Origin of the sequence: Arthrobacter nitrophenolicus, from assembly GCF_045833485.1 — a bacterium.
GTDB classification, from domain to species: Bacteria; Actinomycetota; Actinomycetes; order Actinomycetales; family Micrococcaceae; genus Arthrobacter; species Arthrobacter nitrophenolicus.
The window spans coordinates 1,353,356-1,379,853 of record NZ_CP174504.1; the positions used below are offsets into that span (position 1 = coordinate 1,353,356).

Sequence of the window (26,498 nt, forward strand, 5' to 3'; positions counted from 1 at the left end):
AAGCCCCTTTCAAAGAAGAGAGACCATCATGACCAACTTCGTTCCCACCCCCACCGTCCCGGCACCGGACATCGTCCGCTGCGCCTACATGGAGATCGTGGTCACCGACCTCGCCAGGTCCCGCGAGTTCTACGTGGACGTCCTGGGCCTGCACGTCACCGAGGAAGACGAGAACGCGATCTACCTGCGGTCCCTGGAGGAGTTCATCCACCACAACCTGGTCCTCCGCAAGGGGCCGGTGGCCGCCGTCGCCGCCTTCGCCTACCGGGTGAAGTCCCCCGCCGAGGTGGACGCCGCCGAGGCCTACTACAAGGAACTCGGCTGCCGGGTGGAGCGCCGCAAGGAAGGCTTCACCAAGGGCGTGGGCGACTCCGTCCGCGTGGAGGACCCGCTGGGCTTCCCCTACGAGTTCTTCTACGACGTGGAGCACGTGGAGCGCCTCACCCAGCGCTACGACCTGTACTCCGCCGGTGAGCTGGTCCGCCTGGACCACTTCAACCAGGTCACCCCGGACGTCCCCCGCGGCCGCAAGTACCTGGAGGACCTGGGCTTCCGCGTCTCCGAGGACATCAAGGATTCCGACGGCGTCACGTACGCCGCGTGGATGCACCGTAAGCAGACCGTCCACGACACCGCCCTCACCGGCGGCAACGGCCCCCGCATGCACCACGTCGCGTTCGCCACGCACGAGAAGCACAACATCATCCAGATCTGCGACAAGATGGGCGCCCTGCGCATCAGCGACCGGATCGAACGCGGCCCCGGCCGGCACGGCGTGTCCAACGCTTTCTACCTCTACATCCTGGACCCGGACGGCCACCGCATCGAGATCTACACCCAGGACTACTACACCGGCGATCCGGACAACCCCACCATCACCTGGGACGTCCACGACAACCAGCGCCGCGACTGGTGGGGCAACCCCGTGGTCCCGTCCTGGTACACCGAGGCCTCCCTGGTCCTGGACCTGGACGGCAACCCGCAGCCGGTCATCGAGCGCGAGGAAAAGTCCGAAATGGCAGTGACAGTGGGCGCCGACGGCTTCTCCTACACCCGCAAGGACGGCTCACCGGAAGGTGACCGGACCGGGTTCAAGCTGGGAGTGCAGGTCTGACCCATGCTGGAGCCGACGACGATTGAGGCCATCGCGGACGAGCTGGTGGAAGCCGGCCGGACCCGCACCCCTGTTCCCCTCCTGACGGCCCGGTACCCGGGCATGACCGTGGAGGATTCCTACGCCGTGCAGCAGTTGTGGCGGCGCCGCAACGAGGAAGCCGGCAGGACCCTGGTGGGGCGCAAGATCGGCCTCACGTCCAAGGCCATGCAGGCCGCCACGGGCATCACCGAACCGGACTACGGCGCCATCTTCGATGACATGGTCCTGGACACCGGCTGCTCGGTGGAATGGGACCGCTACACGCACCCGCGGGTGGAGGTGGAGCTGGCGTTCGTCCTCAAGGACGGGCTCAAGGGCCCCGGCGTCACCATCTTCGATGTCCTGAAAGCCACCGACTACGTGGTCCCGGCCCTCGAGATCCTGGACTCCAGGATCGAGATGGAGGGCCGGACCATCGTGGACACCATTTCGGACAACGCCGCGATGGGCGCCATGGTGATCGGCGGGAACCCCGTGAAACCGGACGCGGTGGACCTGCGCTGGGTCTCCGCGATCCTCTACAAAAACCAGACCGTGGAGGAAACCGGCGTGGCCGCGGGCGTCCTGGACCACCCGGCCAACGGCGTCCACTGGCTGGCCAACAAGATCGCAGCGCACGGCGACTCCTTGAAGGCCGGGGACATCATCCTGGCCGGGTCGTTCACCCGCCCCATGTGGGTTTACAAGGGCGACACCGTGCACGCCGACTACGGACCCCTGGGGAGTGTCACATGCCGCTTCGAATAGAGGACACGTTCCGGTCCGCTTTAGCCGCACAAAAAGTTAAAGCAGGCCGGCCGCTGGCCGGGATGTGGGTGTGTTCCGGCAGCCCGCTCATCGCGGAACTCTGCGCCGGGTCGGGCCTGGACTGGCTGCTGGTGGACGCCGAACACAGCCCCAACGGGCTGGAGTCCATCCTCGCCCAGCTCCAGGCGATCCACGGCCACCCGGTCCACACCATGGTCCGGCCGCCGGTGAACGACACCGTGGTGATCAAGCAGTACCTGGACCTGGGCGTGCAGAACCTGCTCATCCCCATGGTCAACTCCGTGGCTGAAGCCGAGGCCGCCGTGGCAGCCACCCGCTACCCGCCCCACGGCGTCCGCGGCGTGGGCTCGGCCCTGGCCCGGGCCGCCCGCTGGAACCGGGTGCCGGACTACCTGGCCCGGGCCAGCGAGACCATCAGCGTCACGGTCCAGATCGAATCCACCGCCGCCGTGGACGCGGTCGGGGACATCCTGAAAGTGGACGGCGTGGACGCCGTCTTCATCGGCCCGTCCGACCTCGCCGCCTCCATGGGCCTGCTGGGACAGCAGGAACACCCCGAGGTGCGCGCCGCCGTCGAACACTGCCTCGCAGCCGCGAAGACGGCCGGGAAGCCCGCCGGCGTGAACGCCTTCAACCCGGACACCGCCCGGCATTACCTGGACCACGGCGCGGATTTCATCCTGGTGGGCGCCGACGTCGCCCTCCTCGCGCGCGGCTCCGAGGCCCTCGCCGCGCAGTACATCCCGCAGCCGGTGGTTGAGCCCGTCGAAACCAAGCCCCGCGCCAGCTACTAGCCCGGTGGTTGAGCCTGTCTACTCACTCCGGTGGTTGAGCCTGTCGAAACCCCCGCTTGTCGAAACCGGGTTTCGACAAGCTCAACCACCGCTCTTTTCCTCTTCCTTTTAGGAGCACCATGACTATTGCCCCTGCACACACCCCTGCCGTCTCGCCGGAGCGCGAGGCCGCGCTGCTCGCGTCGGTCCCGACCGGTCTGCTGATCAATGGGGAGTGGGTGGACGCGTCCGACGGCGGCACGTTCGACGTGCACGACCCCGCCACCGGGGAAGTGATTGCCTCCCTCGCCTCCGCCACCAGCGACGACGCCATCGCCGCGCTCGACGCTGCCGACGCCGTCCAGGCGTCCTGGGCGCGCACCGCACCCCGGGTGCGGGCGGAGATCCTGCGCCGCGCCTTCGACCTGGTGACCGAACGCGCCGAAGACTTTGCCCTGCTCATGACCCTGGAAATGGGCAAACCCCTGGCCGAGGCCCGCGGCGAAGTCACCTACGGGGCGGAGTTCCTGCGCTGGTTCTCCGAAGAGACCGTCCGCGACTACGGCCGCTACCTCACTTCCCCCGAGGGCAAGAATAAGATCCTGGTCCAGCACAAACCCGTCGGCCCGTGCCTGCTCATCACCCCTTGGAACTTCCCACTCGCGATGGCCACCCGCAAAGTCGCCCCCGCCGTCGCCGCCGGATGCACCATGGTCCTCAAGCCCGCCAAACTCACACCCCTCACCGCCCAGTACTTCGCGCAGACCATGCTCGACGCCGGCCTCCCGCCCGGAGTCCTCAACGTCGTTGCGTCGTCTTCTGCGTCGGGGATTTCCGGGCCGCTGCTCAAAGACTCGCGGCTGCGGAAGGTCTCCTTCACCGGGTCCACCCCGGTCGGCAAACGCCTGATGGCAGACGCCGCCCAGAACGTCCTGCGCACCTCGATGGAGCTCGGCGGCAACGCACCGTTCATCGTCTTCGAGGACGCCGACCTCGACAAAGCCGTCGAAGGGGCCATGGCGGCCAAGATGCGGAACATGGGCGAAGCCTGTACCGCCGCCAACCGCTTCCTCGTCCACGAAACCGTGGCCCAGGAATTCACCCGGAAGTTCGCCGCGGCGATGGCCGCCCTGGCAACCGGCCGCGGCACCGACCCCGCCACCCAGGTCGGCCCGCTCATCGACGCCGGCGCCCGCGACGACGTCCACGCCCTGGTGAGTGCCGCCGTCGACGCCGGAGCTGTTGCCGTGACCGGCGGGGCCCCCGTGGACGGGCCCGGCTACTTCTACCAGCCCACCGTCCTCGCCAACGTCCCCAACAACGCCGCCATCCTCGGCCAGGAAATCTTCGGGCCCGTCGCCCCCGTCACCACCTTCACCACGGAACAGGAAGCCATTCGCCTGGCCAACGCCAGTGAGTACGGGCTCGCGTCCTACCTTTACAGCAAGGACTTCAACCGGCTGTTGCGGGTCGCGGAGCAGATCGAATTCGGAATGGTCGGCTTCAACGCCGGCGTCATCTCCAACGCCGCCGCACCCTTCGGCGGCGTCAAACAATCCGGCCTCGGCCGCGAAGGCGGCACCGAAGGCATCACCGAATACACCACCACCCAATACATCGGCATCAACGACCCCTACGCCGGCTGAGTCCCCGTGGCGCGCGCCCGGGGCTCTGGCGATCCCCGGGGTGTGCGGGCAGGATGGACGGATGGCGCAGCACCTGGACATTCCGCCGTACTTTTACGGCGAGCTGATCAGGACCACGGCCCGTGTGGTCACCTGGAACGTGTGGGGGCTGTACGGCCCCTGGCAGGAACGGGAAGCGGCGATAACTTCCACGCTGCTGGAGGCAAGGCCTGATCTTCTTGTGCTGGCGGAGTCCTGGTCAAAGGGTGACGACAGCCAGTCCGCGAGGCTGGCCGGCCCCCTGGGGCTGCCGTACCACGCCTTCAGCGGGGTTCCGGCGCAGGAGGACGAGTCAGCACTCTCAGGGGTTGCGGTCCTGTCCCGGTGGCCGGTTGCCGATGCTGCGAGCTTAAGCTTTGGCGCGTTGCGGGTGCAGTACGTCCGTGTGGACGGCCCGCGTGGACCCCTCCAGGTGTACGGAGTGGTGATGGATGCCTGGTGGCTGGACGAAAGCCAGGCACGGCAGGATGCGGTCCGCGGACTGATCGCCCACCTGCACGCGGCACAGGATGAGCGGACTCCCCTGGTCGTCTGCGGAGACTTTAACGCCGATCCCGACAGCGATGAAATGCGCCTCATGACGGGCCGTGCGGCAGCACCGGTTCCCGGATTGTCCTTCTACGACGCATGGGACGTGGCGGCACCGGGCATGACCGGCAGCACGTGGTCCAATGCCAATCCCTGGGCAGCCCAGCTCTTGTGGCCGGACCGGCGGATCGCCACATCTTCACCGCCGCCCCACGGCGAGGCGGAGCCGGACATCCGCGGGCAGCAGCCCTGCTCGGCACCACCCCGGTGGCCGGCAGCTATCCGTCGGACCACTACGGGCTCCAGGCTGACATACGGTATTAGAAATCCGTTCAGCATATTAGCCATCAGCCAGTATAGTGAACGAATGACTTCCTCTCTTACAGTCGCGATCGCTGTACCCCTCGAAGCCGAGCTGGTGGAGCAGATCCGCGCCGTCGACCCTTCCGTTACTGTCCGGTACGAGCCGGACCTCCTGCCCCCGGAGCGGTTCCCCGCCGACCACTCCGGCGACCCCGCGTTCAAGCGAACCCCCGGCCAGGAAGAAAGCTACTGGGCCATGCTCAACAGCGCGCAGGTGCTCTACGGCTTCCCCAACGAAAGCCCTGCCGGCCTTGCCCGCATCGCCCGCGAAAATCCCCACCTGCAGTGGATCCACGCGATGGCAGCAGGGGCGGGCGGGGCCGTCAAGGCATCAGGCCTGGACCAGGAGACCCTGCAGAAGTTCAGGATCACCACATCGGCAGGCGTCCATGCCCTGCCGCTCGCCGAATTCGCAGCACTGGGGATCCTCAATGGCTTCAAGCGGAGCGCGGAACTGGCCCAGGACCAGGCCGCCAAGACTTGGCCGGAACTCCGGATTCCCACCCGCCTCGTCAACGGCTCCACCCTGGTGGTCACGGGACTGGGCGAGATCGGACTGGAGACGGCACGGATTGCCAGGGCGCTGGGAATGAAGGTCAGCGGGACTAAACGCTCAGTGGAACCCATCGACGGAATCGACCACGTGGTGGACAACGCCGGCCTGCCGGGCCTCCTGGCCACGGCCGATGCGGTGGTCAATACGCTGCCCGGCACGGCATTCACCGAGAAGCTCTTCAACCGGGAAGTCTTCGCCGCCATGAAGCCCGGGACGGTCTTCGTCAACGTGGGCCGCGGCACCGTCGTTGACGAGGAGGCACTGCTGGAAGCCCTGGACAACGGCCAGGTCAGTTACGCCTGCCTGGACGTTTTCGCCGTCGAACCCCTCCCCCAGGACAGCCCCCTGTGGGAGCACCCCAGGGTGATGGTTTCCCCGCATACCTCCGCCCTCAGCGCCGCGGAGAACCGCCTCATTACCGAACGCTTCTGCAGCAACCTGCGGACCTTCCTCGACGGCGGCGACCTCCCCCACCTCGTGGACACGGTCCACTTCTACTAAACCCGCCGGCCGAAGCACGATCAGGAGATCCATGCGCATCGCACGCATCAAGACAGCAGAAGGCGCCCGGCATGCAGTGGAGCGGGACGGGACATGGCACCACATTGTTGACCCGTTCGCGGAGCCCCTCAGCTACACGGGGCGCACCACCCCGCACGCCGACGCCGTATTCCTCGCCCCGGTCCGGCCCGCGGTGGTGCTTGGAATCGGGCACAACCGGACACTGAACGACCATCCGCTGCCCATCCAGGCCTGGCATAAGTCCGTGCACACCCTCGCGGATCCCAACGATCCGGTCGTCGCGGCCCGGGACCGCGGCACGGTCAATGTGGAAGGCGAACTCGCGATGGTCATCGGGAAACAGGCGAAGGACCTGACGCCCGGCAACGCGCTGGAGCACGTCCTCGGCTATACCTGCGTCAATGACGTGACCAACGTGGACCAGGGCCTGGTGGATGAACGGAATTTCCAGGGCAAGGCCGGCGTGAACTACACGCCCCTTGGCCCGTGGATAGAAACAGACATCCCGGATCCGGACAGCGTGGGCATCAATGTGATTGTCAACGGGACGGCACGGGCCAACTCCGGGACGCACAACCTGCCCTCCTCAGTGGTGGAGTGCCTTGTGTACGTCACGTCCTGGCTGACCCTGGAACCCGGCGACGTGCTCATGACAGGTGCTCCCGGGACGGCAGTGGCCGTTCAACCGGGCGACCACGTGGAGATTATGGTGGAGCGGATCGGGATCCTGTCCAACAGGATCTCCTGACCCCGCCTGTCCTTCGGGGTTAATGCCGGGCTTCGGCGCGACGAGAAGCGCCCTCTATGATGGATGGTGTTCAGTCACATGAACACCGCTCGTCCTGCCGCGGCAACCCTAAGGAGAATCATGGCCGATTCCCGCAACTCCGGTCCATCAGACAACCAGGGCACCGCTTCCCCCGCCCCCGCCGTGACACGGGCGGCTGCCGTGCTGGATGCGCTGGCCTCCTCCGCCACCGGGCGCCTCACGCTCAGCGACCTTTCGCGTGAAGTAGGCATTCCCAAGTCGTCGACCTCCAACCTGCTGCTGGCGCTGGAGGAAGCCAGGCTCATCAGCCGCCAGGGCAGCGAGTTCACCCTGGGCCGCAAGCTGGTTGAGCTTGGCGCGGCCTACCTTGGCCGCCTGGATGAGGTGCAGGAGTTCTACCGCTACTGCGAGCAGGCCCCGGTCCTCTCCGGCGAAACCGTTCGCATCGCCATGCTCGATGGCTTGAACGTCATCTACCTCGCCCGCTACGAGGGGCACCCCGCGGTGCGCCTGACGTCGAATATCGGCGACAAAATGCCCGTCTCGCTCTGCGCGGTGGGCAAGGCGCTGATCGCACGGCTGCACGACCATGACATCGAGGAGCTCTTCCCCGACGACGCCGAACTGCCCGTGCTGACGCCAAAGTCGCTGCGCACGGGAGCCGAATTCAAGGCACAGCTGAGGACCATCCGCGAACAGGGCTACGCCTTCGAGGACGAGGAGTCCACCACGGGCGTGGTCTGCCTTGCCGTTGCCGTCCCCACCCGGGGAGCCCACGGCCCCAGCCTTGGCCTGTCCGTGACGGCCCTCAAGGCCACCTACACCCCGGAGCAGGGCGCCCAGATGGTCAAGGAACTCCAGGAACTGGCCCACTCGCTGGGCAATCCCATGGGCTGACCCCGCCCGCCACGGGGATTTTCCCGTCACAAAGTCCACACCCTTGCCGTTCGTTCAACTTGCTGTATTGTGTTCAGCATAGTGATCGACGCAACAGGGTGTCGTTGCTATCCCACCACCAGGCCAACGTGGGCCTGGAGTGCGTTTAAGGGAGTTACTGTGACAACTCGTACTAAATCACCGCAGATTGAGGCGGGCGGCGCCGTCGTCGAACCGGAACAGCTGCGAAGGGCAACTCTTGCCAGCTCCGTGGGGTCAGCCCTCGAATACTACGATTTCTACATCTACGGCCTGGCGTCAGCGCTGATCTTCGGCCCCCTGTTCTTCTCCCCCCTGGGTGAGAGCGGCGCCGTCATCGCCTCCTTCGCCACCTACGGCGTCGGCTTTGCCGCAAGGCCGTTCGGCGGCGTGGTTTTTGGCTACATCGGGGACCGTTTCGGCCGCAAGATGGTGCTGATCCTCACCATCGGCCTGATGGGCATGGCGAGCTTCGCCATTGGCCTCCTGCCCACGTTTGAACAGGCGGGAATGCTCGGTGCCGTCCTGCTGGTGGCCCTGCGCATCCTCCAGGGCCTGGGAGCCGGCGCCGAGCAGGCGGGCGCCACCACGCTGATCTCCGAGGTGGCCCCGCCCCGCCGTCGTGGTTTCTTCGCTTCGCTGCCTTTCGTGGGCATCCAGCTCGGCACCCTGCTCGGTGCCGGCACGTTCGCCCTGATGGCCCTCGCGGACAAGGAGGTCCTGCAGGGCTGGCTCTGGCGGGTGCCGTTCCTGGCCAGCGTTATCCTGATCGTCATCGCCGTCTTCATCCGGCTCCGGCTCAAGGAAACCCCGGTGTTCCAGGAGCTTGAAAAGCACAAGGCCGTGGTCAAGAACCCCGTGGGCCAGATCTGGAAGCACTCCAAGAAGAACGTGCTTGTCGGCATCGGCCTGCGGATGGGCGAGAACGGCAACTCATCGGTCTACTCGGCGCTGCTGGTCTCGTTCATCAGCCTTCCGGCAGGTGTCTTCCCGGGAGACAAGTTCATTGGTCCCACCGGCCTGCTGATCGCCGCCGGCTGCGCGGCCGTCATGGTGGTCGCTTTCGGTGCCCTGTCCGACCGGTTCGGCCGGGTGCCCGTCTACCGCTACGGCGCCCTCTTCCAGGCCCTCATTGCACTGCCGGCCTTCTACCTGGTCACGCTGGGCAACCCCGCCCTGGTATGGGCAGTCATGGTGGTGGGCATCGCCCTGGGCGTGCAGTCCATGCTCGGCCCGCAGTGCGCCATGCTGCCTGAGCTTTTCGGTTCCCAGCACCGGTTCACCGGCGTGGCCCTGAGCCGTGAACTTTCGGCGGTCCTGGCCGGCGGCTTCGCCCCGATGATCGGCGTTGCGCTGCTCGCCGCCACCAACCACTCCTGGCTGGTTCCCGCGCTGTACTCGCTGGTTCTGGCAACAATCTCCTTCATCACCACGTTCTTCACACCCGAAACGAACGGGCGCGACCTGGTGGTCGTGGAGGACGCCAGGTAGATGAACAACGCCAGCACCTCCCCCGCTCCCCCTGCCCCAGCCGATCCACTGCACCGGCGCGCAGGCTTCGTCGGGCTGGGGCTGATGGGCGCCCCGATGGCTGCGAACCTGCTCACAGCGGGATGGGCCGTCACCGGATGGAACCGCTCGCCGTCGGCAGTTGAGGACCTCGTCCGCCTGGGCGGGTCCGCCGCCGCAACAGTGGAAGACCTTCGAAACGACCCGGTGATCATCTTCATGCTCCCGGATCTTCCCTATATCGAAGAGGCTGCGGGCGGGCTCCTCGACGCGTGGCGGGCTTCGCCGCCCGCGCCGGGAACCCTGGTGGTGGTGATGAGCAGCGTTTCGCCGGTGGGCGTCCAGGCCTTCGGCCGCGCCGTGAGCGAAGCAAGCGCCGGCAACGCCGCAGTGCTTGATGCCCCCGTCAGCGGCGGCACGCAGGGCGCGCAGCAGGGGACGCTGGCGATCATGGCCGGCGGCTCCGAGGAGGACTTTGCGCGGGCACTGCCCGCGCTGCAGGCCATGGGCACAACAGTGCGCCGGCTCGGCGGGCTGGGCGCCGGGTCCCTGGCGAAGGCATGCAACCAGCTGATCGTGGGCACCACGACGGCGGCCCTCGCCGAAGCTGCCGGGCTTGCGGAACGCTCCGGGCTCGACGTCGAAGCACTCTTCGACGTCTTGTCCGGCGGGCTCGCAGCCAGCCGGGTGCTGGAGGTGGTGGGCCCGCGGCTGGCAGCGGAGGATTACACGCCAACCGGACCGGCCAAGTTCATGCACAAGGACCTGTCCTTCGTGCTGGAAAGTGCCCGCAGCGTTGGTGCCGCGGTACCGATGGCATCTGCCGGCGTCGAACTCTATGCCCACCTCATCAGGCAGGGCCTGGGAGACTTCGACCTGGCCGTAGTGCGGCAGGCCATTGCCAACCTCGGCACCGCTTCCCCGGGGAACGCTCCGGCGACTATCAAGGAGACTTTGTCATGACCGCCCTTTTCGACCTGACCGGACGTACAGCCCTGGTCACGGGATCAAGCCGTGGAATCGGCAATGCCCTTGCCCGGGCCCTGGCGGACGCCGGCGCCACGGTGGTGCTGAACGGCGTCAACCCGGAACGGCTCAAGGCCGCCGAAGCCGCAATGGCCGCCGATTTCGCGCCGGGCCGGATCCACAGCTGCGCCTTCGACGTCACCAATGACACTGAAGTTGCTGACGCTATGGCGTGGGTGGAAGAAAATGTGGGTCCGCTGGAGATCCTGGTCAACAACGCCGGCATCCAGCACCGTGTGGCCATGCTTGACCTGGACGTCAAGGACTGGGAGCGGGTCATCAGCACCGACCTCACCAGCGCGTTCCTGGTGGGCAGGGCGGCGGCCCGTTTCATGATCCCCCGGGGCCGCGGCAAGATCATCAACATCTGTTCGGTCCAGACGGACCTGGCCCGGCCCACCATCGCACCGTACATCGCCGCCAAGGGCGGGTTGCGGAACCTCACCCGCGCCATGACGGCGGAATGGGCGGCCGCCGGTTTGCAGATCAACGCGCTGGCACCCGGCTACATCCACACCGAGATGACCCAGAACCTGGTGGATGACGAGCAGTTCAACTCCTGGATCCTCGGGCGGACCCCTGCGCACCGCTGGGGCACGCCGGAGGACCTGGCCGGCCCGGCAGTCTGGCTGGCTTCCAGCGGTTCGGACTTCGTGAACGGCCAAACCATCTTCATCGACGGCGGAATGACGGTGGTGGTCTGATGCGTACCGTGGCCGAACTTCCGGCGGCGGGTCCCGCCGTCGTCGCCCATGCTGCAGGCGACCTGCGCATTGAAAGCATCCCGCTGCCGGCGGCCCGTCCCGACCAGGCAGTGGTGGAGATCGCCTACGGCGGCATCTGCGGCTCCGATCTGCACTACTGGCTGCACGGCGCGGCCGGGGAATCGGTCCTGAAGGCCCCGATGGTGCTGGGGCACGAGATCGTGGGGACGGTCATCCGTGCGGCAGCGGACGGATCCGGACCGGCGGAGGGCGCACCGGTCGCCGTGCATCCGGCCACGCCCGGGCCGGGAGAGGGGCCGGACTTCGCCAGGTATCCGGAAGACCGGCCCAACTTGTCCCCCGGCTGCACCTATCTTGGGAGTGCCGCGCGGTTCCCGCATACGGACGGGGCCTTCAGCAGGTACGTCAACCTGCCGTCGCGGATGCTGCGGGTCCTGCCGGCGGGACTGGACCTGAAGACGGCGGCGCTGGTCGAGCCGGCCAGCGTGGCCTGGCATGCCGTGGCGCGCGCCGGTGACGTCAGGGGCAAGACTGCTCTGGTGGTTGGCTGCGGCCCGATCGGTACACTGACCGTCGCCGTCCTCAAGCGCGCGGGCGCGGCCCGGATCGTGGCGACGGACCTGCACCGGAAACCCCTCGAAATCGCCCGGGCAGTGGGTGCGGACGAGGTGCTGGAAGCAAGCGACGCTGAAGCGCTGGCTGCGGTTGAGGCCGACGTCGTCATCGAGTCCTCCGGCTCCCACCACGGACTGGCGACGGCCATCAAGGCAGCGGTCCGCGGCGGAAAGGTGGTGATGGTCGGCCTGCTGCCGTCCGGACCGCAGCCTGTCCTGATTTCACTGGCCATCACGCGGGAACTGGAACTGCTGGGCTCGTTCAGGTTCAATGACGAGATCGACCAGGTCATCACTGCGCTGGCCGACGGGTCCCTGTTCGTGGATCCGGTGGTCACCCACGTCTTCCCGCTGGAACGCGGCCTCGAAGCTTTCGAAACGGCCAGGAACTCGGCCGAGTCCGGGAAGGTCCTGCTCGACTTTGCCGGCGCGTAGGGGTATCCCCTCGCTTGCGTGGAGGTTCTCAGGTCTCAGTGAAAGCGCCGTTGCGCTGAGCAAGGGTCCGGAAGATTCCTGTGTGGTCAAGGGCGCCGTCGCCCCGCTCGACCATATCCTCGAAAAGATCCTGGATTACCGAGCTCAGCGGTAGCTCCAGGTGTGCTGTTCTGGCCGCTCCGAGCACGAAGTTGAGGTCCTTCAGCTGGTTTCGGGCGCTGCCGCCACCTGTGAAGTCGCCGTCAATCCATCTGTGCCCTTTTTGGCGCAGTACTTCGGAGTCGGCCAGCCCACCCCGAAGCAGTTCAAGCATCACCGATGGATCCAGTCCCCCGCCGCGCGCGAGAAGCATAGCTTCGGAAACTGCCGTGACCGTGCCGGCGACCACGACCTGGTTGCAGGCCTTGGCCAGTGCGCCCGAACCCCCGGAACCCATGTGCCGGATGGTGCTGCCCACCAACTCGAACACCGGGACGACCGAGCTGAACGTGTCCGCGTCCCCGCCCACCATGATGCTCAGGGTGCCGTTTTCGGCGCCCACGGTGCCGCCACTGACGGGGGCGTCAAGGACTCGGACCCCATGTTCGCGAAGCATCCGTTCGCCAAATGCCGCCACTGCCCCCGGCGAGACTGTCCCGTGCACGACGAGTATGGGCCGGGAAATGCCCCTTGCTGTCCATCCGGCTATCAGGCCCTCTTCTCCCGGAAGCAGCGATTCGACGTGGTTTAGGTCCGGCAGCACGGTGAGAACTATGTCGGCAGCCGCCTCACGAGGTGAGGCCGCAACGCGGACGCCCAGGCCAACCAAGGCCTCCGCCTTTGAAGCTGTCCGGTTCCAGACTGTCAACTCGCCGTAGCCCTTCAGCAGCCGCCGCGCCATGGGTTCGCCCATCGGCCCTAGTCCCATCAGGGCAAGTGCTGGGCGGTCAGGTTCAGGCATTGGGATCCTTTAGTGAATGGGGTTAGCGAACTGAGGGAAGGCGTTACTGGTTGGCCAGGAGATTGGATGGCCACAGGATAAGTTGCGGGAAGATGGCCAGCATGACGACGGCAACCACCATGACCACGTAGAGCGGCACCGCGGCCTTCACAATCTTTTCCATCGGCAGCCCGCTGACATAGGACGCCGCGAACAGGCAGACGCCGACAGGCGGCACGACCAGTCCGACGGCAAGGGCGGCAACGAGGAAGACGACGAAGTGGATGGGATCCACACCGGAAGACACAGCCGCGGGCATGAGCACCGGTGTGCACAGCAGGATGGCTGCGACTTTGTCCATCACAGTTCCGATGATGATCAGGATCATGCCGATCAGCAGCATGACGATGGTGGGGTCAGTACTGACGCTCAACAGCCAGCTGCTGACCTTCGCCGGCAGCCCGTCAATGGTGAAGATGTAAGAGGCGACGCCGGCGATCATGGCGATGAGCAGGATAGTGCCGGTGGTGAGGCCGGCGTCCACGATCATCTTGGGCATCTGGCGCCACTTCATGTCCCGGTAGACGTAGATGCCGACCAACAGGCTGTAGAAGACGGCGACGGCGGCCGCCTCCGTGGGGGTGACGAGCCCGCTGAACATGCCTACCAGGATGATCACTGGGCCGCCCATGGCAGGGATTCCCTCGAGGACGATCCTAAGGCCCTTCTTGAAAGGCGTCCTTGAGACCTCGCCGTAACCGTGACGTGCTGACAGGAAGAAGTTCACAAGCATCAGGACGATGATCAGGACAACGGACGGGCCAAATCCTCCTGCCAGGGCGGCGCCTACCGAGACGTTCGCTGTGGAAGCGGCGATGATCATAAGGATGCTCGGCGGTATCAGTGAGGACAGGGTGGCCGTGACCATGGTCATCGCTGCCGCGTAAGGCCTCGGGTATTTATGGTCAGTCATGGCTTTGATCTCGATCTTGCCAAGGCTGACGATGTCGGCGACTGAGGAACCGGAGATGCCGCCGAAGACCGCGCTCGATGCGATGTTCACCTGGCCAAGGCCGCCACGGAAGCGGCCGAAGATGACTTCGGCGCCACGGAAGATGCGATCCGAAATACCCCCTCCGGACATGAGGTTGCCGGCCAGGACGAACAAGGGGACAGCAACCAGCAGGAAGCTGTTCATGGAGCTCATCATGGACTGCGGCAACAGTTCGAGGGGAATATCGAAGATCAGCAGCGTGGCGATGACGCCGATGCCGAGTGAGACTGAGAGCGCAACGCCCAGCAGCAGCAGGAGGAGGAAAATCCCCAGCAGGGTCAGGCTCATGATGCGATCATCTCTCCTTTGAGGATCCTCTTACGCATATACGGGGAGAAGTAGACGGTCGTGATGTGGGCGACGATGGCGAGTGCCGCGCTGATCACAAGGGGCAGGGTTACCAGGAACATCTTGAGTCCCAGGGCAGGACTGGACTCTCCAGCGGAGTATTGCTGCAGCATCAGTTCCCACGTCTTGTAGATCAGGACACTGAAGAAGACGGTCCCGCAGACGGCGTAGAGATGCATGCTGACCTTTTTAAGCCAGGCTGGTCCCCACGCCACAACGAAGTTCACCCGCGGGTGCACGGCAGCCCGGAAGCCTGCTGCCATCCCCAGGAAGGTGGTGTCCATGAACAGGAAACGGGTCAGTTCCTCGGTCCACGACAGCGAGGCTCCCATCTGCCGGCTGACCATTTGGGCAGCAAGGCTGAGCAGCATCGCGCAGATGCCGACGAAGAGGAGAGCATCCACGGCCTTCCAGATCAGACCATGAGGTTCCGAGACGTCGCTGACCGGAACCACCTGGATGCTATCTTCGGCCGCCTGGTGTTCGGCCCCCCGGACTGGGGTGGTCCCATCATCATGCACTGAACTTGTCTCCTGCACTGGACCCGTCATCTTAACGTCCGAGGAATTCGAGGCTTGACTGGACGAATTCCTTGCCAACCTTGCCCTCAAGCTCGGGGTAAACCTTCTGTGCCGCCGCCTGGAACTCTTCCCGTGCTTCGGGCGTCAGCTCGTTGATCTTCACGCCTTCGCCCTTCAGCTTGTCGAGGGTCTTGGTGGCTTCGTCGTTGTCGTACTTTGTCTTGAAATCAGCGGTCTCGTCTGCAGCTTCCTGCAGGACCTTCCGGGTGTCCTCATCGAAGGAGTCCCACTTTTTCTTGCTGAACCCGAGGACGAGCCCGTCGGAGATGTGGCCCGTCAAGGAGAGGTAGTCCTGGACTTCGAAGAACTTGTTGTTGACTGGTACTTCCAGAGGGTTTTCCTGGCCGTCGATAGTGCCGAGCTGCAGGGCGGTGTAAACCTCTTTGAAGTCCATCGGCGTCGGGTTGGCGCCCAGTGAGCCAAAGAACTTAACCCAGAGGTCATTCTGCGGTACGCGGAGCTTCAGGTCCTTGAAGTCCTCGGGCTGGGTGATGGGGCGCATCGAGTTGGTGGTGTGCCGGGGGGTACGGGTCAGCATGGACACGCCCTTGATGCCCAGCTTGTCCAGTGAGCCCAGCAGTTCCTTGCCCGGCTCGCCTTCAAAGTACTTGGTGACCTCCTCCGAGTCCTTGAAGAGATAGGGAAGGCTGACGGCGTTCATCTTCGGCTCGAAGGACGCGTACACCGAGGTCGACATGATGGTGGAGTCCAGCGTGCCGTTTCCAAGCAGGTTGACGGCGGCGTTCTGGTCTCCGCCGAAGAGGGTGCCGTCGGGGAACGTCTCGACCTTGACCTTGCCGTCGCTCAGCTCGGCAACCTTGTCGGCGAAGTGCTTTGCGCTCACGCCCATGGAAGAGGTTGCTGGGTCGCCGATGCCGAGGCGGATCGTGGTGCTGGCCGCGCCGGCACCCGGGGCCCCGCCGCAACCGGTGAGGGCAGTAGTAACGGTGAGTGCAACGGCCGCAGCTGCGGCGGCCAGGATGCGCTTTGGCATCTGATTCTCCTTTGAATACTTGCTGGTTCCTGACCTATGGGGACAGGGTACTGATGCTTTGACGGCGGTAATTGCGGCGTACTGGGCTGTGCAGATATGGCCGAGAACTGCTCTTGCTGCTCTCTCGTCCCGCGTGCCCAGCGCCTTCCAGATAGAAGTCAGGCGTGCAGGTGCACGCTTGCAGACCAGGATGGAAGATCGTGGTACCAGTGGAACCGGTACACTTTTTTACCATAGGCCCGGCGCTGCTGTAAACCATTCAGGAGCGGATGCCCGTTTGGTTACTTCGATAACTGCAGCCGGGCAACGCTGGACCGCTCAACCAGTTCGGCGGCTACGCGGATGACGTTGCGTTTTTCCGACGTCTTGCCCTGCGTGTTGGACAACGCGAGCTGCACGGAATGACGGGCGAGCAGATCTATGGGCTGTTTGACGATCGTCAGGGCCGGGGTCATGAGTTCGGTCCAGGGTGAATCTTCGAAGACGATGACGGACAGCCTCCCGGGAATGTCGATCCCGGCATGGGAAAGGCGCCGCAGAACTTCGGTTACCTGGGCAGTGTTTGCCACCACCAAAGCGGTGGGCGGCTCTTCGATATTGAGCAGCGCCGACGCGGCGTCTCCCCCGGCAGGGCCGCGGAACGCGGCATGCCGTATCAGGAGCTCATCCGGCTCCAAGCCGGCCGTCTCCAGGGCTTGCCGATAGCCGGCAATCCGGTCCCTTCCGGTAGTGGAGGAAGCCGGCCCGGAGATGATTCCGATGCGCCGGTGGCCGTGGGCTGCAAGAAGGGCCGTTGCAGCCCGGGCGGATTCGAAGTTATCGATGCTGACAACGTCAACCTCGGGAAGCGACGGAATTGACCGGTCGACAAAGACCACCTCAGTTCCCAGATCCTGGAGCTGCTTCCAGGTGGCAAGGTTGTTGCCGGTCGGGGTCGCAATAATCCCACTGACCCTGCGTTCGATTAATGTCGCCAGACGTTCTGACTCCAGCTGGTCATCCTCCTGCGTGGTCATCAGCAGCACCTGGATTCCGCGGGAGTGCGCCTCCTGCACCACCCGGTCGGCGAGCCGGGCAAAAAAGGGGTTGGAGACATCGGCGAGCAGCAGCCCCAGCGTTGTGGGCGGGCCGTACTTGAGCTCCCTGGCTGCCGTGCGGGGGTGATAACCAAGGTTCTTCATCACCTCGTTTACTCTCCCGCGCGTGGCCGCGGCGACCGGGCCCGAACCCGGATTCAGCACCCGGGAGACGACCGCAACGGACACCCCGGCCGCCTGGGCAACATCGCGGATGGTCGGTTGTTTCTGCACGCCTACTCCTTGCCTGGCACTTCCTGGACACCTGGAACCTTTTCAGCCTAGGGCTTGACGGTGAGCCCGCGCCTGTGACATAAAAGTGTACCGGTTCCACTTATTTTACCTTAGTTCGGTCCCGCTTAGTTCTGCAGCCCATTACCCAATGGCGGCGAGGCGCAAGGTGAAAAGCAGAGCCCCCACAGCTGCGGTTGATCACAGACCAGCCCGCATCCCTTCCGGAACAGCGCCGTATCCCTTGAAAGGCAACCCATGAACCTGCACCACCTCCTGACCCAGCGCGAAGCCGACGGAGAGCCCATCCGGGTCGGCCTGATCGGCGCCGGACGCTACGGGACGATGTACCTGGCCCAGGCAAACAACATTCCGGGTATCCACGTCGTCGCCATCGCCGACATCAACGTCAAGCGCGCCGAAGGTGCTTTCGAACTCGTTGGATGGCCCAAAGACCAGATCGCCCCGGACATCGCAACCGCCCTCAGGGACCGCTCAACCGCGATTGTGGCCAACGCCGACGAGCTTTTCGACGTCGACATCGACATCATCGTCGAAGCCACCGGTAACCCCATCGTTGGCGTCAAGCACGCGCTGCGCGCCATCGACACGAAAAAGCACATCATCATGGTCACCGTCGAAGCCGACGCCCTGGCAGGGCCCGCACTTGCCAAGCGGGCAGAAGCAGCCGGCGTTGTCTACTCAATGGCATACGGCGACCAGCCGGCGCTCATCATGGAACTCGTCGACTGGGCCCGCACCAGCGGATTCGACGTCGTCTGCGCCGGCAAGGGCGCCAAATTCCTCGAGCACTACCACGAGATGAACCCCGACAACGTCTGGGAAAACTGGGAATTCTCCAAGGAACTCACCGACTCCGGGCAGCTGAACCCCAACATGCACACCTCCTTCCGCGACGGCACCAAGGCCGCCATCGAAATGGCCGCCGTCGCCAACGCGGCAGGACTGGTGCCCTCTGACACCGGCCTGACGTTCACACCAGGAGACGTTGAGGAAATTGCCACAATCTGCCGCCCCGCCGACGTCGGAGGAGCCCTCGCGCACGAAGGGACCGTCGACGTCATGTCCAGCGTCAACCGCGACGGCACCTGGATCCCCCACAACACCCAGGAAGGCGTCTTCGTCGTCGTGAAGGCAACGAACGCCTACGTCTCCGGCTGCTTCAACGAATACCCCTGGCACCCGGACCCCACCGGCCAGTACGCCGCCCTGTACCGCCCCTACCACTATGTCGGCCTGGAACTGAACGTATCAATAGCCAACGCCGTCCTCCGCGGGATCCCCACGGGTTCGCCCACCGGCTTCTTCGGCGACGTTGTCGCCACCGCCAAGAAAGACCTCAAAGCCGGTGAATTCCTTGACGGCGAAGGCGGATACACCGTCTGGGGCCAACTCGTTTCCGCGAAGCACTCCGTCACCACCGGCGCCCTGCCGGTTGCGCTGGCCCACCACGTGGAACTTCGCAATGACGTACCCAAGGGCGGCATCGTCCGCTGGGAAGACGTCATCATGGACGACTCGCTCGCCCAGGCCCTCGAACTGCGTCGCGAAACCGAGGCCCTTGCCCTCGAGGAAAACCTCGCCCGCAGCTAAGTCCGAAACACTCTGCAGACGTTCGGCGCGGACCCACGGACTTCAGCCGCCGGTCCGCGCCGCGTCCGCAAGCACCCTCCCGCGCCCACACCCTCCTACTAGGAGACACCTCATATGACCATCGTCGTCACCGCTGCTTTCAGCCCGAAGGAAGGCGCCTTCGACCAGGTCGTCGCCGCCCTCTCTCCAGCAATCAGTGAAGTGCACCAGGAACCCGGCTGCCTGCTCTATGCGATACACGAAGCCCCAAACAACCAGATATTCATGATCGAAAAATGGGAATCAGCTGAGCTGCTCGACGCCCACGGCCAAGGTGAACCGGTCAAACGCCTGAACGCCTCCCTCGAAGGCCTGCTGGAAAAACCCGTCGTCGTGACCAGGCTCGTGCCAATCCCCGCAGGAACAGCACAACAGGGAGCGCTGTAGTGAATAGCCCTATTGTTGTCATGGGCGTGTCGGGCGCGGGCAAGACTGAGGTAGGCACTGCCCTGGCAGCCCGGCTCGGGGCAACCTTCAAGGACGCTGACGACCTGCACCCCTTGCCGAACGTTCAAAAGATGGCAGCCGGCGTACCGCTCACCGATGAAGACAGATGGCCGTGGCTTCGCCTGGTCGGCGCAGAACTCGCGGGCGAACACGCTAACGGGATCGTGGTTGCCTGTTCGGCCCTCAAACGCGCCTACCGTGACGCTATCCGCGCAGCCGCCCCTTCCACCAGGTTCATCCTGTTAAAGGTCGAGCCTTCGGTATTGCAGCAGCGGTTGGTCCAGCGTCCAGGACACTTCATGCCTGCATCCCTTCTCACCTCACAGCTGGAGACACTTGAGGCCCTGGAAACGGCCGAAGCCGGAATGACCTTGATATCCGAAGGCGGCATTGAAGCGGTCACCGATCAGATTCTCGCAAATCTCCGCCGAGGACATCTCGCAGTAAAGGCCGGTATCAATCAGAACGGAACATAAGACCGTTCCTTCCACGCCAAGGGCCTTGCGCCAAAAGACAAGAGCGGAGCCGGGGCGGTAAACCACACTGGGGGGTAACCCGCTACGCCGCCCGGCTGGCGTCCTTGCCTACTCGAAGTGGAGTATCCCTTGGAAACCTATGATGCGCTCCTCGCGTCCATCACGCCCACGTCCGGTCCCAGCCGGACCATCCTGAACCCTGCCACGGGCGAAGCCGTGGGCGAGGCCCCCATCCATGACCTTGAGTTCCTGGAGGACGCCGTCGCCACCGCCGTCGAAACCCAGCCCGCGTGGGCGGCGCTGGGCCGCGAGGCAAGGTCCGCCGCGCTCCTGAAAGCAGCCGACGCCGTCGAACGCTCCGCCGAGGAACTCGCCCAGCTGCTCTCCCGCGAACAGGGAAAACCCCTCAACGGCCCCAACGCCCGCTTCGAAGTGGGCGCCTGCGTGGCCTGGCTCCGCGCCACCGCCGGCCTGCCGCTGGAACCGGAAACGATCGTGGACGACGGCGAGACCCGCGCCGAACTGCACTACAAGCCCATCGGCGTCGTCGCCGCCATCGGCCCCTGGAACTGGCCCATGATGATCGCCATCTGGCAGATCGCCCCCGCCCTGCGCATGGGCAACACCGTCGTCGTCAAACCCTCCGGCAACACCCCGCTCTCCGTCCTGGCCCTGGTCAAAGTCCTCAACGAAGAACTCCCCGAAGGCATCCTCACCACAGTCTCCTGCGGCCGCGAAGTCGGCGCCCGCCTCACCAACCACCCCGCGATCGGCAAAATCATGTTCACCGGCTCCACCGCCGCCGGCCGCGCCATCATCAAATCCTCCGCAGACACCGTCAAACGCCTCACCCTCGAACTCGGCGGCAACGACGCCGGCATCGTCCTGCCCGACGCCGACCCCAAGGCCATCGCCGAAGACATCTTCTGGGGCGCCTTCCTCAACACCGGCCAAACCTGCGCCGCCCTCAAACGCCTCTACGTCCACGACGACATCTACGACGCCGTCTGCGAGGAACTCACCACCTTCGCCAAAGCCATGCCCATGGGCAACGGCCTGGACGAAACCAACGTCCTGGGCCCACTGCAGAACAAAGCCCAATACGACGTCGTCGCCAACCTCGTCCAGGCAGCCAAAGACTCCGGCGCCCGCATCCTCCTCGGCGGCAACCCGGACCCCGACCAGCCCGGCTACTTCTACCCCACCACCCTGGTCGCCGACATCGACAACAACAACCCGCTCGTCGCCGAAGAACAGTTCGGGCCGGCCCTGCCGATCATCCGCTACAGCACCATCGACGAAGCAGTGGAAAAAGCCAACGCCCTCGACGTCGGCCTCGGCGCCTCCGTCTGGTCCTCCAACCCCGCCGCCGCCCGCGACGTCGCCACCCGCATCCAGGCCGGCACCGTCTGGATCAACCGCCACGGCGCCGTGGACCCCCGCATCCCCTTCGGCGGCGCCAAACAATCCGGCTACGGCCTCGAATTCGGCGTCGAAGGCCTCAAGCACCTCGGCGTCCCCCAGGTGATCAACGGCTAGGAAAGCGTTGGAGACGGGAGCCCCGCATGCCGGCCGGTGTGCGGGGCTCCCGGGCTTTTAAGGTGCTGCCGCTACCCCATGGCCGGCGCGGCGGAAGTGCGGCCGGCCAACTGCCGGCGGGCCCAGCGGGCCAGCTTCTTGCCCTTGCCCTTCCACCAGTTGTCCTCGTCCTTGTCATGGTGCAGGCGGAAAATGATGGCCACCAGGACGAACATGCCCATGACCACGTCAACCCAGGACGCCACCACCAGGGCGATCAGCACGGTGAGTCCGTTGGCGATGATGGACGGGACGGCCAGGGTCCGGAACACGGTGCTGGCCACGTACCGCCGGTGCGACCGCGGAACGGACAGGGCACGCACCATGTCGAAACACACGCAGACCACCACGATGGTCTGCCCGATGGCCAGCAGGATCTGGCCGGGAACCGAGCCGCTGAACGCGGCCACGGACTCCATCCCCGGGCTCATGGCCGGGCCTTATGCTGAGAACCACACATCAAAAACCCCCAGAAACTGATGGAACCACCGCTGATCCAGCGGTGGTTCCATTCAAGTTTCCGGGGGCGGACGGGGCACGAGTAGTGTGTACTCGAATTTCCCGGGGCGCCTGAAGCCAGGTACTTACTGGCCGATGGCCCTGGGCCGCCACAGCACCACGGCCTGCGACCGGGGCCGGGGGCGCTGGCCGCGGGCCAGGCTCACCACGTCGCCCGCCGCGCCGGCGGCGAAAATGCGGGAATCGAACGGCTGTGGCCTGCGGCCAAGTTCCTCCGTGAGTTCAGCGACCCGCCGCTGCAGGGCGGCCACCTGGTTTTCGAGCTCCAGGATGCGCTTGATCCCCTCCAGCGAAACGCCCTCCTGGGACAGCCGCTGCACCTCGCGCAGCATGTTGACGTCCCGCTGCGAGTACCGGCGGGACTTCCCCGGCGCGCGGCTGGGCTTGACGATGCCCAGCCGGTCGTACTGCCGCAGGGTCTGCGGGTGCATGTCCGCCAGCTCGGCCGCCACCGAAATCACGAAGATGGGCTGGTCAACGTTGATGTCCACCGAACACCTCCGCTGCTAGAGCCGGGCCTTGGCGGCCAGGCCCTCTCGGACGTCCGAACCGGCTGTGGCCTCGGCAAACGCCTTGACCGCCGCTTCGGCTTCCTTGTTCAGGTTCTTCGGGACCGCGACGTCGATGGTCACCAGCAGGTCGCCGGTCGCCTTCGAGGTCTTCACGCCCTTGCCCTTCACCCGCAGGGTACGGCCCGACGGCGTCCCCGCCGGAACGCGGACCCGCACCTTATCGCCGTCGATGGTGGGCACCTCGATGTCGGCACCCAGCGCAGCCTCCGGGAAGGTGACGGGGACGTGGATCCGCAGGTTGTCGCCGTCGCGCGTGTAAAACGGATGGGGCTGGACCGAGACGGACACCACCAGGTCGCCGTTTCCGGCGGGGCTCGGCTGGCCCTTGCCGCGGACACGCACCTTCTGGCCGTCCTTGATGCCGGCCGGAACCCGGACGTCGATCACTTCACCGCTGGGTTCCCGCAGGCCGATGGTGGTGCCGCGGATGGAACCGGCAAAGGAAATGCTGGTGGAGGCGGTACGGTCCGCCCCCTTCTGCGGGGCCCGCTGGAAGCCGGTCTGGCCGAAGCCGCCGCCGAACAGGTCGGCGAACTCGGGCGGGATCCCGCCCGCGGCAGGGTTGAACCCGCCCGCATGCCGGCCCGTATTGCCGGTGAAGAGGCCGCCGAACAGGTCCTCGAACCCGCCGTTGCCGGCGCCGGCGCTGCCGGGGGCGAACCGGGCACCGCCACCCATGGCACGGATGGCGTCGTACTGCTGGCGTTCCTCGGGATCGGACAGCACCGAGTAGGCCTCGGAGATGTCCTTGAACTTCTTCTCGGAGGCAGTGTTTCCCGCGTTGGTATCAGGGTGGTGCTCGCGGGCCAGCTTCCGGTAAGCCTTCTTGATATCGGCGTCGGAAGCGTCCTTGGCAACACCAAGGATCTTATAAAAGTCCTTGTCCACCCAATCCTGGCTAGCCAATGGCGTTTCCTTTCAAAAGTTATGGGTCGGTGGTTGAGCCTCAGGGTTTCGACAGGCTCAACCACCGAGACTCAACCACCGAAGGTAATGCTACGCAGGGACCGCCACAATCACCTGGGCTGCGCGGAGGACGCGTTCTCCTGACTTGTAGCCGGAGCGGAGCACCTGGCTGACGGTGTCAACCTCGATGTCCTCACCGGGCTGCTGGATCAGGGCCTCGTGAATCGTGGGGTCAAACTCCACGCCGGTTTCGTCGATGCGGACCAGGCCGTAGGTCTTCAGCGCGTTCTCCAGCTTGGTGGCGATCGCGGCGAAGGGACCGTCGGTCAGGTCGCCGTGCTGCCGCGCGGCGTCGACGTCGTCCAGGACCGGAAGCAGGGAGTTAAGGACGCCGATGACGGCCATCTCCCCTGCCACGGCGCGGTCGCGTTCGACGCGCTTGCGGTAGTTGACGTACTCGGCCTGCAGGCGGAGGAGATCGTTCTTCAGTTCGACCGCCTCTGCATTGCCGGAGCCAGCCGGAACCCCCTGGGCCACGGACTCCTCGGCGGGCACCTCGATGCCGTTGAGGATCTCCTCGGCCTGGGCCAGTGCGTCGCCGTCCGAATCCTGGGCGTCGGCTCCGGATTCGGGGGCGGACTGGCTGCCCTCGGGGTGCCGTGCCTGGCCGGTCACCGGGTCAACCTTGCGGTTGTCCCGGATGACCGGTTCGGAGGCGCCGCCCTGCTGGCCCGCGGATGAGTTGTGCTCTTCCTCGTTACCGTGGTGCGGCATGGTTTACTTCTTCGCTTCGTCTTCGTCGATGATCTCGGCGTCGACGATGTCCTCGTCGGCCTTGGACCCCTCCGGCCCTGCTGCGCCTTCGGCACCTGCGGCACCGGTGGCGCCGTCGGGCGAACCGGCCTGGGAGTAGATGGCCTCGCCGAGCTTCGTCTGGGAAGCCTGCAGCTTCTCGAACGCAGCCTTCACAGCGGCATCGTCGGTGCCTTCGAGGGCCTTCTTGAGGCTGTCGACGTCGGCCTGGACCTCGGTCTTGACCTCTTCCGGCAGCTTGTCCGCGTTGTCGGCGATGAGCTTGTCCACGGAGTAGGCGAGCTGCTCGGCCGTGTTGCGGGTGTCGGTGGCCTCGCGGCGGGCCTTGTCCTCGGCTGCGTGCTCCTCGGCGTCACGGACCATGCGGTCGATGTCTTCCTTGGAGAGCGCGGTGCCGCCGGTGATGGTCATGGACTGTTCCTTGCCGGTGCCCTTGTCCTTCGCGGAGACGTGGACGATGCCGTTCGCGTCGATGTCGAAGGTGACCTCAATCTGCGGGATGCCGCGGGGTGCCGGGGCGATGCCGGTGAGCTCGAAGGTGCCCAGCGGCTTGTTGTCGCGGGTGAACTCACGCTCGCCCTGGAAGACCTGGATGGCCACGGACGGCTGGTTGTCATCTGCCGTGGTGAAGGTCTCGGACCGCTTGGTGGGGATGGCGGTGTTGCGCTCGATCAGGTGCGTCATCACGCCACCCTTGGTCTCGATGCCGAGGGACAGCGGGGTGACGTCGATCAGGAGGACGTCCTTGCGCTCACCCTTCAGCACACCGGCCTGCAGGGCGGCACCAACGGCAACGACCTCGTCCGGGTTGACGCCCTTGTTCGGTTCCTTGCCGCCGGCCAGTTCCTTGACCAGGTCGTAGACGGCAGGCATACGGGTGGAGCCACCGACCAGCACGATGTGGTTGATGTCCGTCAGCTTGATGCCGGCTTCCTTGATGACGTCGTGGAACGGCTTCTTGGTGCGCTCCAGCAGGTCCTTGGTGAGGTCCTGGAACTTGGCGCGGGTCAGCTGCTCGTCCAGGTGGACCGGGCCGTCGGGGGTGACGGACAGGTACTGGAGCGAGACGTTGGTGCTGGTGGAGGAGGACAGTTCCTTCTTGGCCTGCTCGGCAGCTTCGCGGAGGCGCTGCAGGGCGATCTTGTCCTTGGAGAGGTCGATGCCCTTGACCTTGAGCTGGTTCAGCAGGTAGTCAACCACGCGCTGGTCCCAGTCGTCGCCGCCGAGGCGGTTGTCACCGGCGGTGGCGCGCACCTGGATGGTGGAGAAGTTGTCTTCGTCCTTGCCGACTTCCAGCAGGGAGACGTCGAACGTACCGCCACCGAGGTCGAAGACCAGGATGAGTTCGTCTTCCTTGCCCTTGTCCAGGCCGTAGGCGAGGGCTGCGGCGGTGGGCTCGTTGACGATACGCAGGACATTGAGGCCCGCGATCTCGCCGGCTTCCTTGGTTGCCTGGCGCTCGGCGTCGTTGAAGTAGGCGGGAACGGTGATCACAGCGTCGGTGACCTTCTCGCCCAGGTAGGACTCGGCGTCGTTCTTCAGCTTCATGAGGATACGCGCGGAGATTTCCTGCGGGGTGTACTTCTTTTCGTCGATCGCCTTGGTCCAGTCAGTGCCCATGTGGCGCTTGACGGACGAGATGGTGCGTTCGATGTTGTTGACTGCCTGGCGCTTTGCGATTTCGCCAACCAGGACTTCGCCGGACTTGGAGAATGCAACCACGGACGGCGTGGTGCGGCCACCCTCGGCGTTGGCAATAACGGTGGGCTCGCCACCTTCGAGAACGGAGACGACGGAGTTGGTGGTTCCGAGGTCGATACCTACTGCACGTGACATTGTGTTGCTTCCTTCTTTCCTTGGAAACTTGCTGGCGCCCGCTAATTGAGCGTTCTGCACTCAACTTTACTCAGGGCCTCGACGATGTCAAGCAAAGTTGAGTCGACCACGCTCAACTCTTTGCTAGGCATCTCTCCGGCCTGAGGCTGCC

At 65.3% G+C, this 26,498-nt stretch carries 25 protein-coding genes and 1 pseudogene; 16 read left to right on the top strand and 10 right to left on the bottom strand.

Annotated elements, in window-relative coordinates; translation table 11 throughout:
- Positions 1-28: 28 nt before the first annotated feature.
- From hpaD to ACJJV6_RS06430, 12 genes and pseudogenes are all read left to right on the top strand, one after another.
- Positions 29-1,114, top strand: a complete 1,086-nt coding sequence (hpaD, locus tag ACJJV6_RS06375; protein ID WP_407710200.1) for a 3,4-dihydroxyphenylacetate 2,3-dioxygenase — start codon at positions 29-31, stop codon at positions 1,112-1,114.
- A 3-nt stretch (positions 1,115-1,117) separates the two neighbouring features.
- Entirely contained in the window at positions 1,118-1,903 is a 786-nt protein-coding gene (gene hpaH / locus ACJJV6_RS06380; protein ID WP_407710201.1) for a 2-oxo-hept-4-ene-1,7-dioate hydratase, read from the top strand.
- Positions 1,888-2,718, top strand: coding sequence for an HpcH/HpaI aldolase family protein (locus tag ACJJV6_RS06385; protein ID WP_407710202.1), 831 nt, complete (start codon positions 1,888-1,890; stop codon positions 2,716-2,718). The genes hpaH and ACJJV6_RS06385 overlap by 16 nt, the downstream gene beginning before the upstream one ends.
- A gap of 119 nt (positions 2,719-2,837) precedes the next feature.
- Positions 2,838-4,343 carry an NAD-dependent succinate-semialdehyde dehydrogenase gene (locus ACJJV6_RS06390; RefSeq protein ID WP_407710203.1) on the top strand — a complete coding sequence of 502 codons (1,506 nt, stop codon included), beginning with the start codon at positions 2,838-2,840 and terminating at the stop codon, positions 4,341-4,343.
- 61 nt (positions 4,344-4,404) lie between these two features.
- Positions 4,405-5,007: pseudogene (locus ACJJV6_RS06395) on the top strand (endonuclease/exonuclease/phosphatase family protein); the annotation flags it as partial.
- A gap of 270 nt (positions 5,008-5,277) precedes the next feature.
- Positions 5,278-6,330, top strand: coding sequence for a D-2-hydroxyacid dehydrogenase (locus tag ACJJV6_RS06400; protein WP_407710474.1), 1,053 nt, complete (start codon positions 5,278-5,280; stop codon positions 6,328-6,330).
- Between the two features lie 31 nt (positions 6,331-6,361).
- Positions 6,362-7,099: a fumarylacetoacetate hydrolase family protein gene (locus tag ACJJV6_RS06405; RefSeq protein WP_407710204.1), complete on the top strand. Its 738-nt coding sequence runs from the start codon at positions 6,362-6,364 to the stop codon at positions 7,097-7,099.
- A 120-nt stretch (positions 7,100-7,219) separates the two neighbouring features.
- Positions 7,220-8,017 (top strand): IclR family transcriptional regulator, encoded by a 798-nt coding sequence (locus tag ACJJV6_RS06410; protein ID WP_407710205.1) that lies wholly within the window; start codon positions 7,220-7,222, stop codon positions 8,015-8,017.
- Between the two features lie 159 nt (positions 8,018-8,176).
- Entirely contained in the window at positions 8,177-9,526 is a 1,350-nt protein-coding gene (locus tag ACJJV6_RS06415; protein WP_035752299.1) for an MFS transporter, read from the top strand.
- Positions 9,527-10,507, top strand: a complete 981-nt coding sequence (locus tag ACJJV6_RS06420; protein ID WP_407710206.1) for an NAD(P)-dependent oxidoreductase — start codon at positions 9,527-9,529, stop codon at positions 10,505-10,507. It begins immediately after the preceding gene.
- Positions 10,504-11,274 carry an SDR family oxidoreductase gene (locus ACJJV6_RS06425; RefSeq protein ID WP_009357374.1) on the top strand — a complete coding sequence of 257 codons (771 nt, stop codon included), beginning with the start codon at positions 10,504-10,506 and terminating at the stop codon, positions 11,272-11,274. The genes ACJJV6_RS06420 and ACJJV6_RS06425 overlap by 4 nt, the downstream gene beginning before the upstream one ends.
- Positions 11,274-12,344: an L-idonate 5-dehydrogenase gene (locus ACJJV6_RS06430; RefSeq protein WP_407710207.1), complete on the top strand. Its 1,071-nt coding sequence runs from the start codon at positions 11,274-11,276 to the stop codon at positions 12,342-12,344. Before ACJJV6_RS06425 ends, ACJJV6_RS06430 begins: the two co-directional genes overlap by 1 nt.
- A 28-nt stretch (positions 12,345-12,372) precedes the next feature.
- On the opposite strand, the gene ACJJV6_RS06435 is transcribed toward ACJJV6_RS06430, so the two are convergent.
- The 5 genes from ACJJV6_RS06435 to ACJJV6_RS06455 form a co-directional block, all read right to left on the bottom strand.
- Positions 12,373-13,284 (bottom strand): NAD(P)-dependent oxidoreductase, encoded by a 912-nt coding sequence (locus ACJJV6_RS06435; RefSeq protein ID WP_009357376.1) that lies wholly within the window; start codon positions 13,282-13,284, stop codon positions 12,373-12,375.
- A 43-nt stretch (positions 13,285-13,327) separates the two neighbouring features.
- On the bottom strand, positions 13,328-14,605 hold the full coding sequence (locus ACJJV6_RS06440) for a TRAP transporter large permease (RefSeq protein WP_407710208.1): 1,278 nt from the start codon (positions 14,603-14,605) through the stop codon (positions 13,328-13,330).
- Positions 14,602-15,186 (bottom strand): TRAP transporter small permease, encoded by a 585-nt coding sequence (locus ACJJV6_RS06445; protein WP_009357378.1) that lies wholly within the window; start codon positions 15,184-15,186, stop codon positions 14,602-14,604. Before ACJJV6_RS06445 ends, ACJJV6_RS06440 begins: the two co-directional genes overlap by 4 nt.
- Before the next feature lie 31 nt (positions 15,187-15,217).
- Entirely contained in the window at positions 15,218-16,240 is a 1,023-nt protein-coding gene (locus ACJJV6_RS06450) for a DctP family TRAP transporter solute-binding subunit (protein ID WP_009357379.1), read from the bottom strand.
- 281 nt (positions 16,241-16,521) lie between these two features.
- On the bottom strand, positions 16,522-17,550 hold the full coding sequence (locus tag ACJJV6_RS06455; RefSeq protein WP_009357380.1) for a LacI family DNA-binding transcriptional regulator: 1,029 nt from the start codon (positions 17,548-17,550) through the stop codon (positions 16,522-16,524).
- A gap of 255 nt (positions 17,551-17,805) precedes the next feature.
- On the opposite strand from ACJJV6_RS06455, the gene ACJJV6_RS06460 reads away from it, so the two are divergent.
- From ACJJV6_RS06460 to ACJJV6_RS06475, 4 genes are all read left to right on the top strand, one after another.
- Complete coding sequence (locus ACJJV6_RS06460; protein ID WP_009357381.1) at positions 17,806-19,161, top strand: NAD(P)H-dependent oxidoreductase; 1,356 nt, start codon at positions 17,806-17,808, stop codon at positions 19,159-19,161.
- 114 nt (positions 19,162-19,275) lie between these two features.
- Positions 19,276-19,587, top strand: a complete 312-nt coding sequence (locus tag ACJJV6_RS06465) for a putative quinol monooxygenase (RefSeq protein ID WP_009357382.1) — start codon at positions 19,276-19,278, stop codon at positions 19,585-19,587.
- On the top strand, positions 19,587-20,123 hold the full coding sequence (locus ACJJV6_RS06470) for a gluconokinase (protein WP_009357383.1): 537 nt from the start codon (positions 19,587-19,589) through the stop codon (positions 20,121-20,123). The genes ACJJV6_RS06465 and ACJJV6_RS06470 overlap by 1 nt, the downstream gene beginning before the upstream one ends.
- A 129-nt stretch (positions 20,124-20,252) precedes the next feature.
- A complete protein-coding gene (locus tag ACJJV6_RS06475) occupies positions 20,253-21,662 on the top strand; it encodes an aldehyde dehydrogenase family protein (RefSeq protein WP_407710209.1) in 1,410 nt (469 codons plus the stop codon).
- A 71-nt stretch (positions 21,663-21,733) separates the two neighbouring features.
- On the opposite strand, the gene ACJJV6_RS06480 is transcribed toward ACJJV6_RS06475, so the two are convergent.
- The 5 genes from ACJJV6_RS06480 to dnaK all read right to left on the bottom strand — a co-directional run bounded on the left by ACJJV6_RS06480 (position 21,734) and on the right by dnaK (position 26,347).
- Positions 21,734-22,120 (bottom strand): hypothetical protein, encoded by a 387-nt coding sequence (locus tag ACJJV6_RS06480; protein ID WP_407710475.1) that lies wholly within the window; start codon positions 22,118-22,120, stop codon positions 21,734-21,736.
- A 165-nt stretch (positions 22,121-22,285) separates the two neighbouring features.
- On the bottom strand, positions 22,286-22,711 hold the full coding sequence (locus ACJJV6_RS06485; RefSeq protein ID WP_407710210.1) for a heat shock protein transcriptional repressor HspR: 426 nt from the start codon (positions 22,709-22,711) through the stop codon (positions 22,286-22,288).
- 15 nt (positions 22,712-22,726) lie between these two features.
- Positions 22,727-23,698, bottom strand: coding sequence for a DnaJ C-terminal domain-containing protein (locus tag ACJJV6_RS06490; protein ID WP_205753931.1), 972 nt, complete (start codon positions 23,696-23,698; stop codon positions 22,727-22,729).
- A gap of 90 nt (positions 23,699-23,788) precedes the next feature.
- Positions 23,789-24,472 carry a nucleotide exchange factor GrpE gene (locus ACJJV6_RS06495; RefSeq protein WP_407710211.1) on the bottom strand — a complete coding sequence of 228 codons (684 nt, stop codon included), beginning with the start codon at positions 24,470-24,472 and terminating at the stop codon, positions 23,789-23,791.
- A 3-nt stretch (positions 24,473-24,475) separates the two neighbouring features.
- Positions 24,476-26,347, bottom strand: coding sequence for a molecular chaperone DnaK (gene dnaK / locus ACJJV6_RS06500; protein WP_354175746.1), 1,872 nt, complete (start codon positions 26,345-26,347; stop codon positions 24,476-24,478).
- Between the last annotated feature and the right edge of the window lie 151 nt (positions 26,348-26,498).

What these genes read in the sequence shown, in the direction of transcription:
- hpaD (WP_407710200.1), top strand. Translation starts at nt 29, where the DNA reads ATGACCAACTTCGTTCCCACCCCCACCGTCCCGGCACCGGACATCGTC.
- hpaH (WP_407710201.1), top strand. Translation starts at nt 1,118, where the DNA reads ATGCTGGAGCCGACGACGATTGAGGCCATCGCGGACGAGCTGGTGGAA.
- ACJJV6_RS06385 (WP_407710202.1), top strand. Translation starts at nt 1,888, where the DNA reads ATGCCGCTTCGAATAGAGGACACGTTCCGGTCCGCTTTAGCCGCACAA.
- ACJJV6_RS06390 (WP_407710203.1), top strand. Translation starts at nt 2,838, where the DNA reads ATGACTATTGCCCCTGCACACACCCCTGCCGTCTCGCCGGAGCGCGAG.
- ACJJV6_RS06400 (WP_407710474.1), top strand. Translation starts at nt 5,278, where the DNA reads ATGACTTCCTCTCTTACAGTCGCGATCGCTGTACCCCTCGAAGCCGAG.
- ACJJV6_RS06405 (WP_407710204.1), top strand. Translation starts at nt 6,362, where the DNA reads ATGCGCATCGCACGCATCAAGACAGCAGAAGGCGCCCGGCATGCAGTG.
- ACJJV6_RS06410 (WP_407710205.1), top strand. Translation starts at nt 7,220, where the DNA reads ATGGCCGATTCCCGCAACTCCGGTCCATCAGACAACCAGGGCACCGCT.
- ACJJV6_RS06420 (WP_407710206.1), top strand. Translation starts at nt 9,527, where the DNA reads ATGAACAACGCCAGCACCTCCCCCGCTCCCCCTGCCCCAGCCGATCCA.
- ACJJV6_RS06425 (WP_009357374.1), top strand. Translation starts at nt 10,504, where the DNA reads ATGACCGCCCTTTTCGACCTGACCGGACGTACAGCCCTGGTCACGGGA.
- ACJJV6_RS06430 (WP_407710207.1), top strand. Translation starts at nt 11,274, where the DNA reads ATGCGTACCGTGGCCGAACTTCCGGCGGCGGGTCCCGCCGTCGTCGCC.
- ACJJV6_RS06435 (WP_009357376.1), bottom strand. Translation starts at nt 13,284, where the DNA reads ATGCCTGAACCTGACCGCCCAGCACTTGCCCTGATGGGACTAGGGCCG.
- ACJJV6_RS06440 (WP_407710208.1), bottom strand. Translation starts at nt 14,605, where the DNA reads ATGAGCCTGACCCTGCTGGGGATTTTCCTCCTCCTGCTGCTGCTGGGC.
- ACJJV6_RS06450 (WP_009357379.1), bottom strand. Translation starts at nt 16,240, where the DNA reads ATGCCAAAGCGCATCCTGGCCGCCGCAGCTGCGGCCGTTGCACTCACC.
- ACJJV6_RS06460 (WP_009357381.1), top strand. Translation starts at nt 17,806, where the DNA reads ATGAACCTGCACCACCTCCTGACCCAGCGCGAAGCCGACGGAGAGCCC.
- ACJJV6_RS06465 (WP_009357382.1), top strand. Translation starts at nt 19,276, where the DNA reads ATGACCATCGTCGTCACCGCTGCTTTCAGCCCGAAGGAAGGCGCCTTC.
- ACJJV6_RS06480 (WP_407710475.1), bottom strand. Translation starts at nt 22,120, where the DNA reads ATGGAGTCCGTGGCCGCGTTCAGCGGCTCGGTTCCCGGCCAGATCCTG.
- ACJJV6_RS06495 (WP_407710211.1), bottom strand. Translation starts at nt 24,472, where the DNA reads ATGCCGCACCACGGTAACGAGGAAGAGCACAACTCATCCGCGGGCCAG.
- dnaK (WP_354175746.1), bottom strand. Translation starts at nt 26,347, where the DNA reads ATGTCACGTGCAGTAGGTATCGACCTCGGAACCACCAACTCCGTCGTC.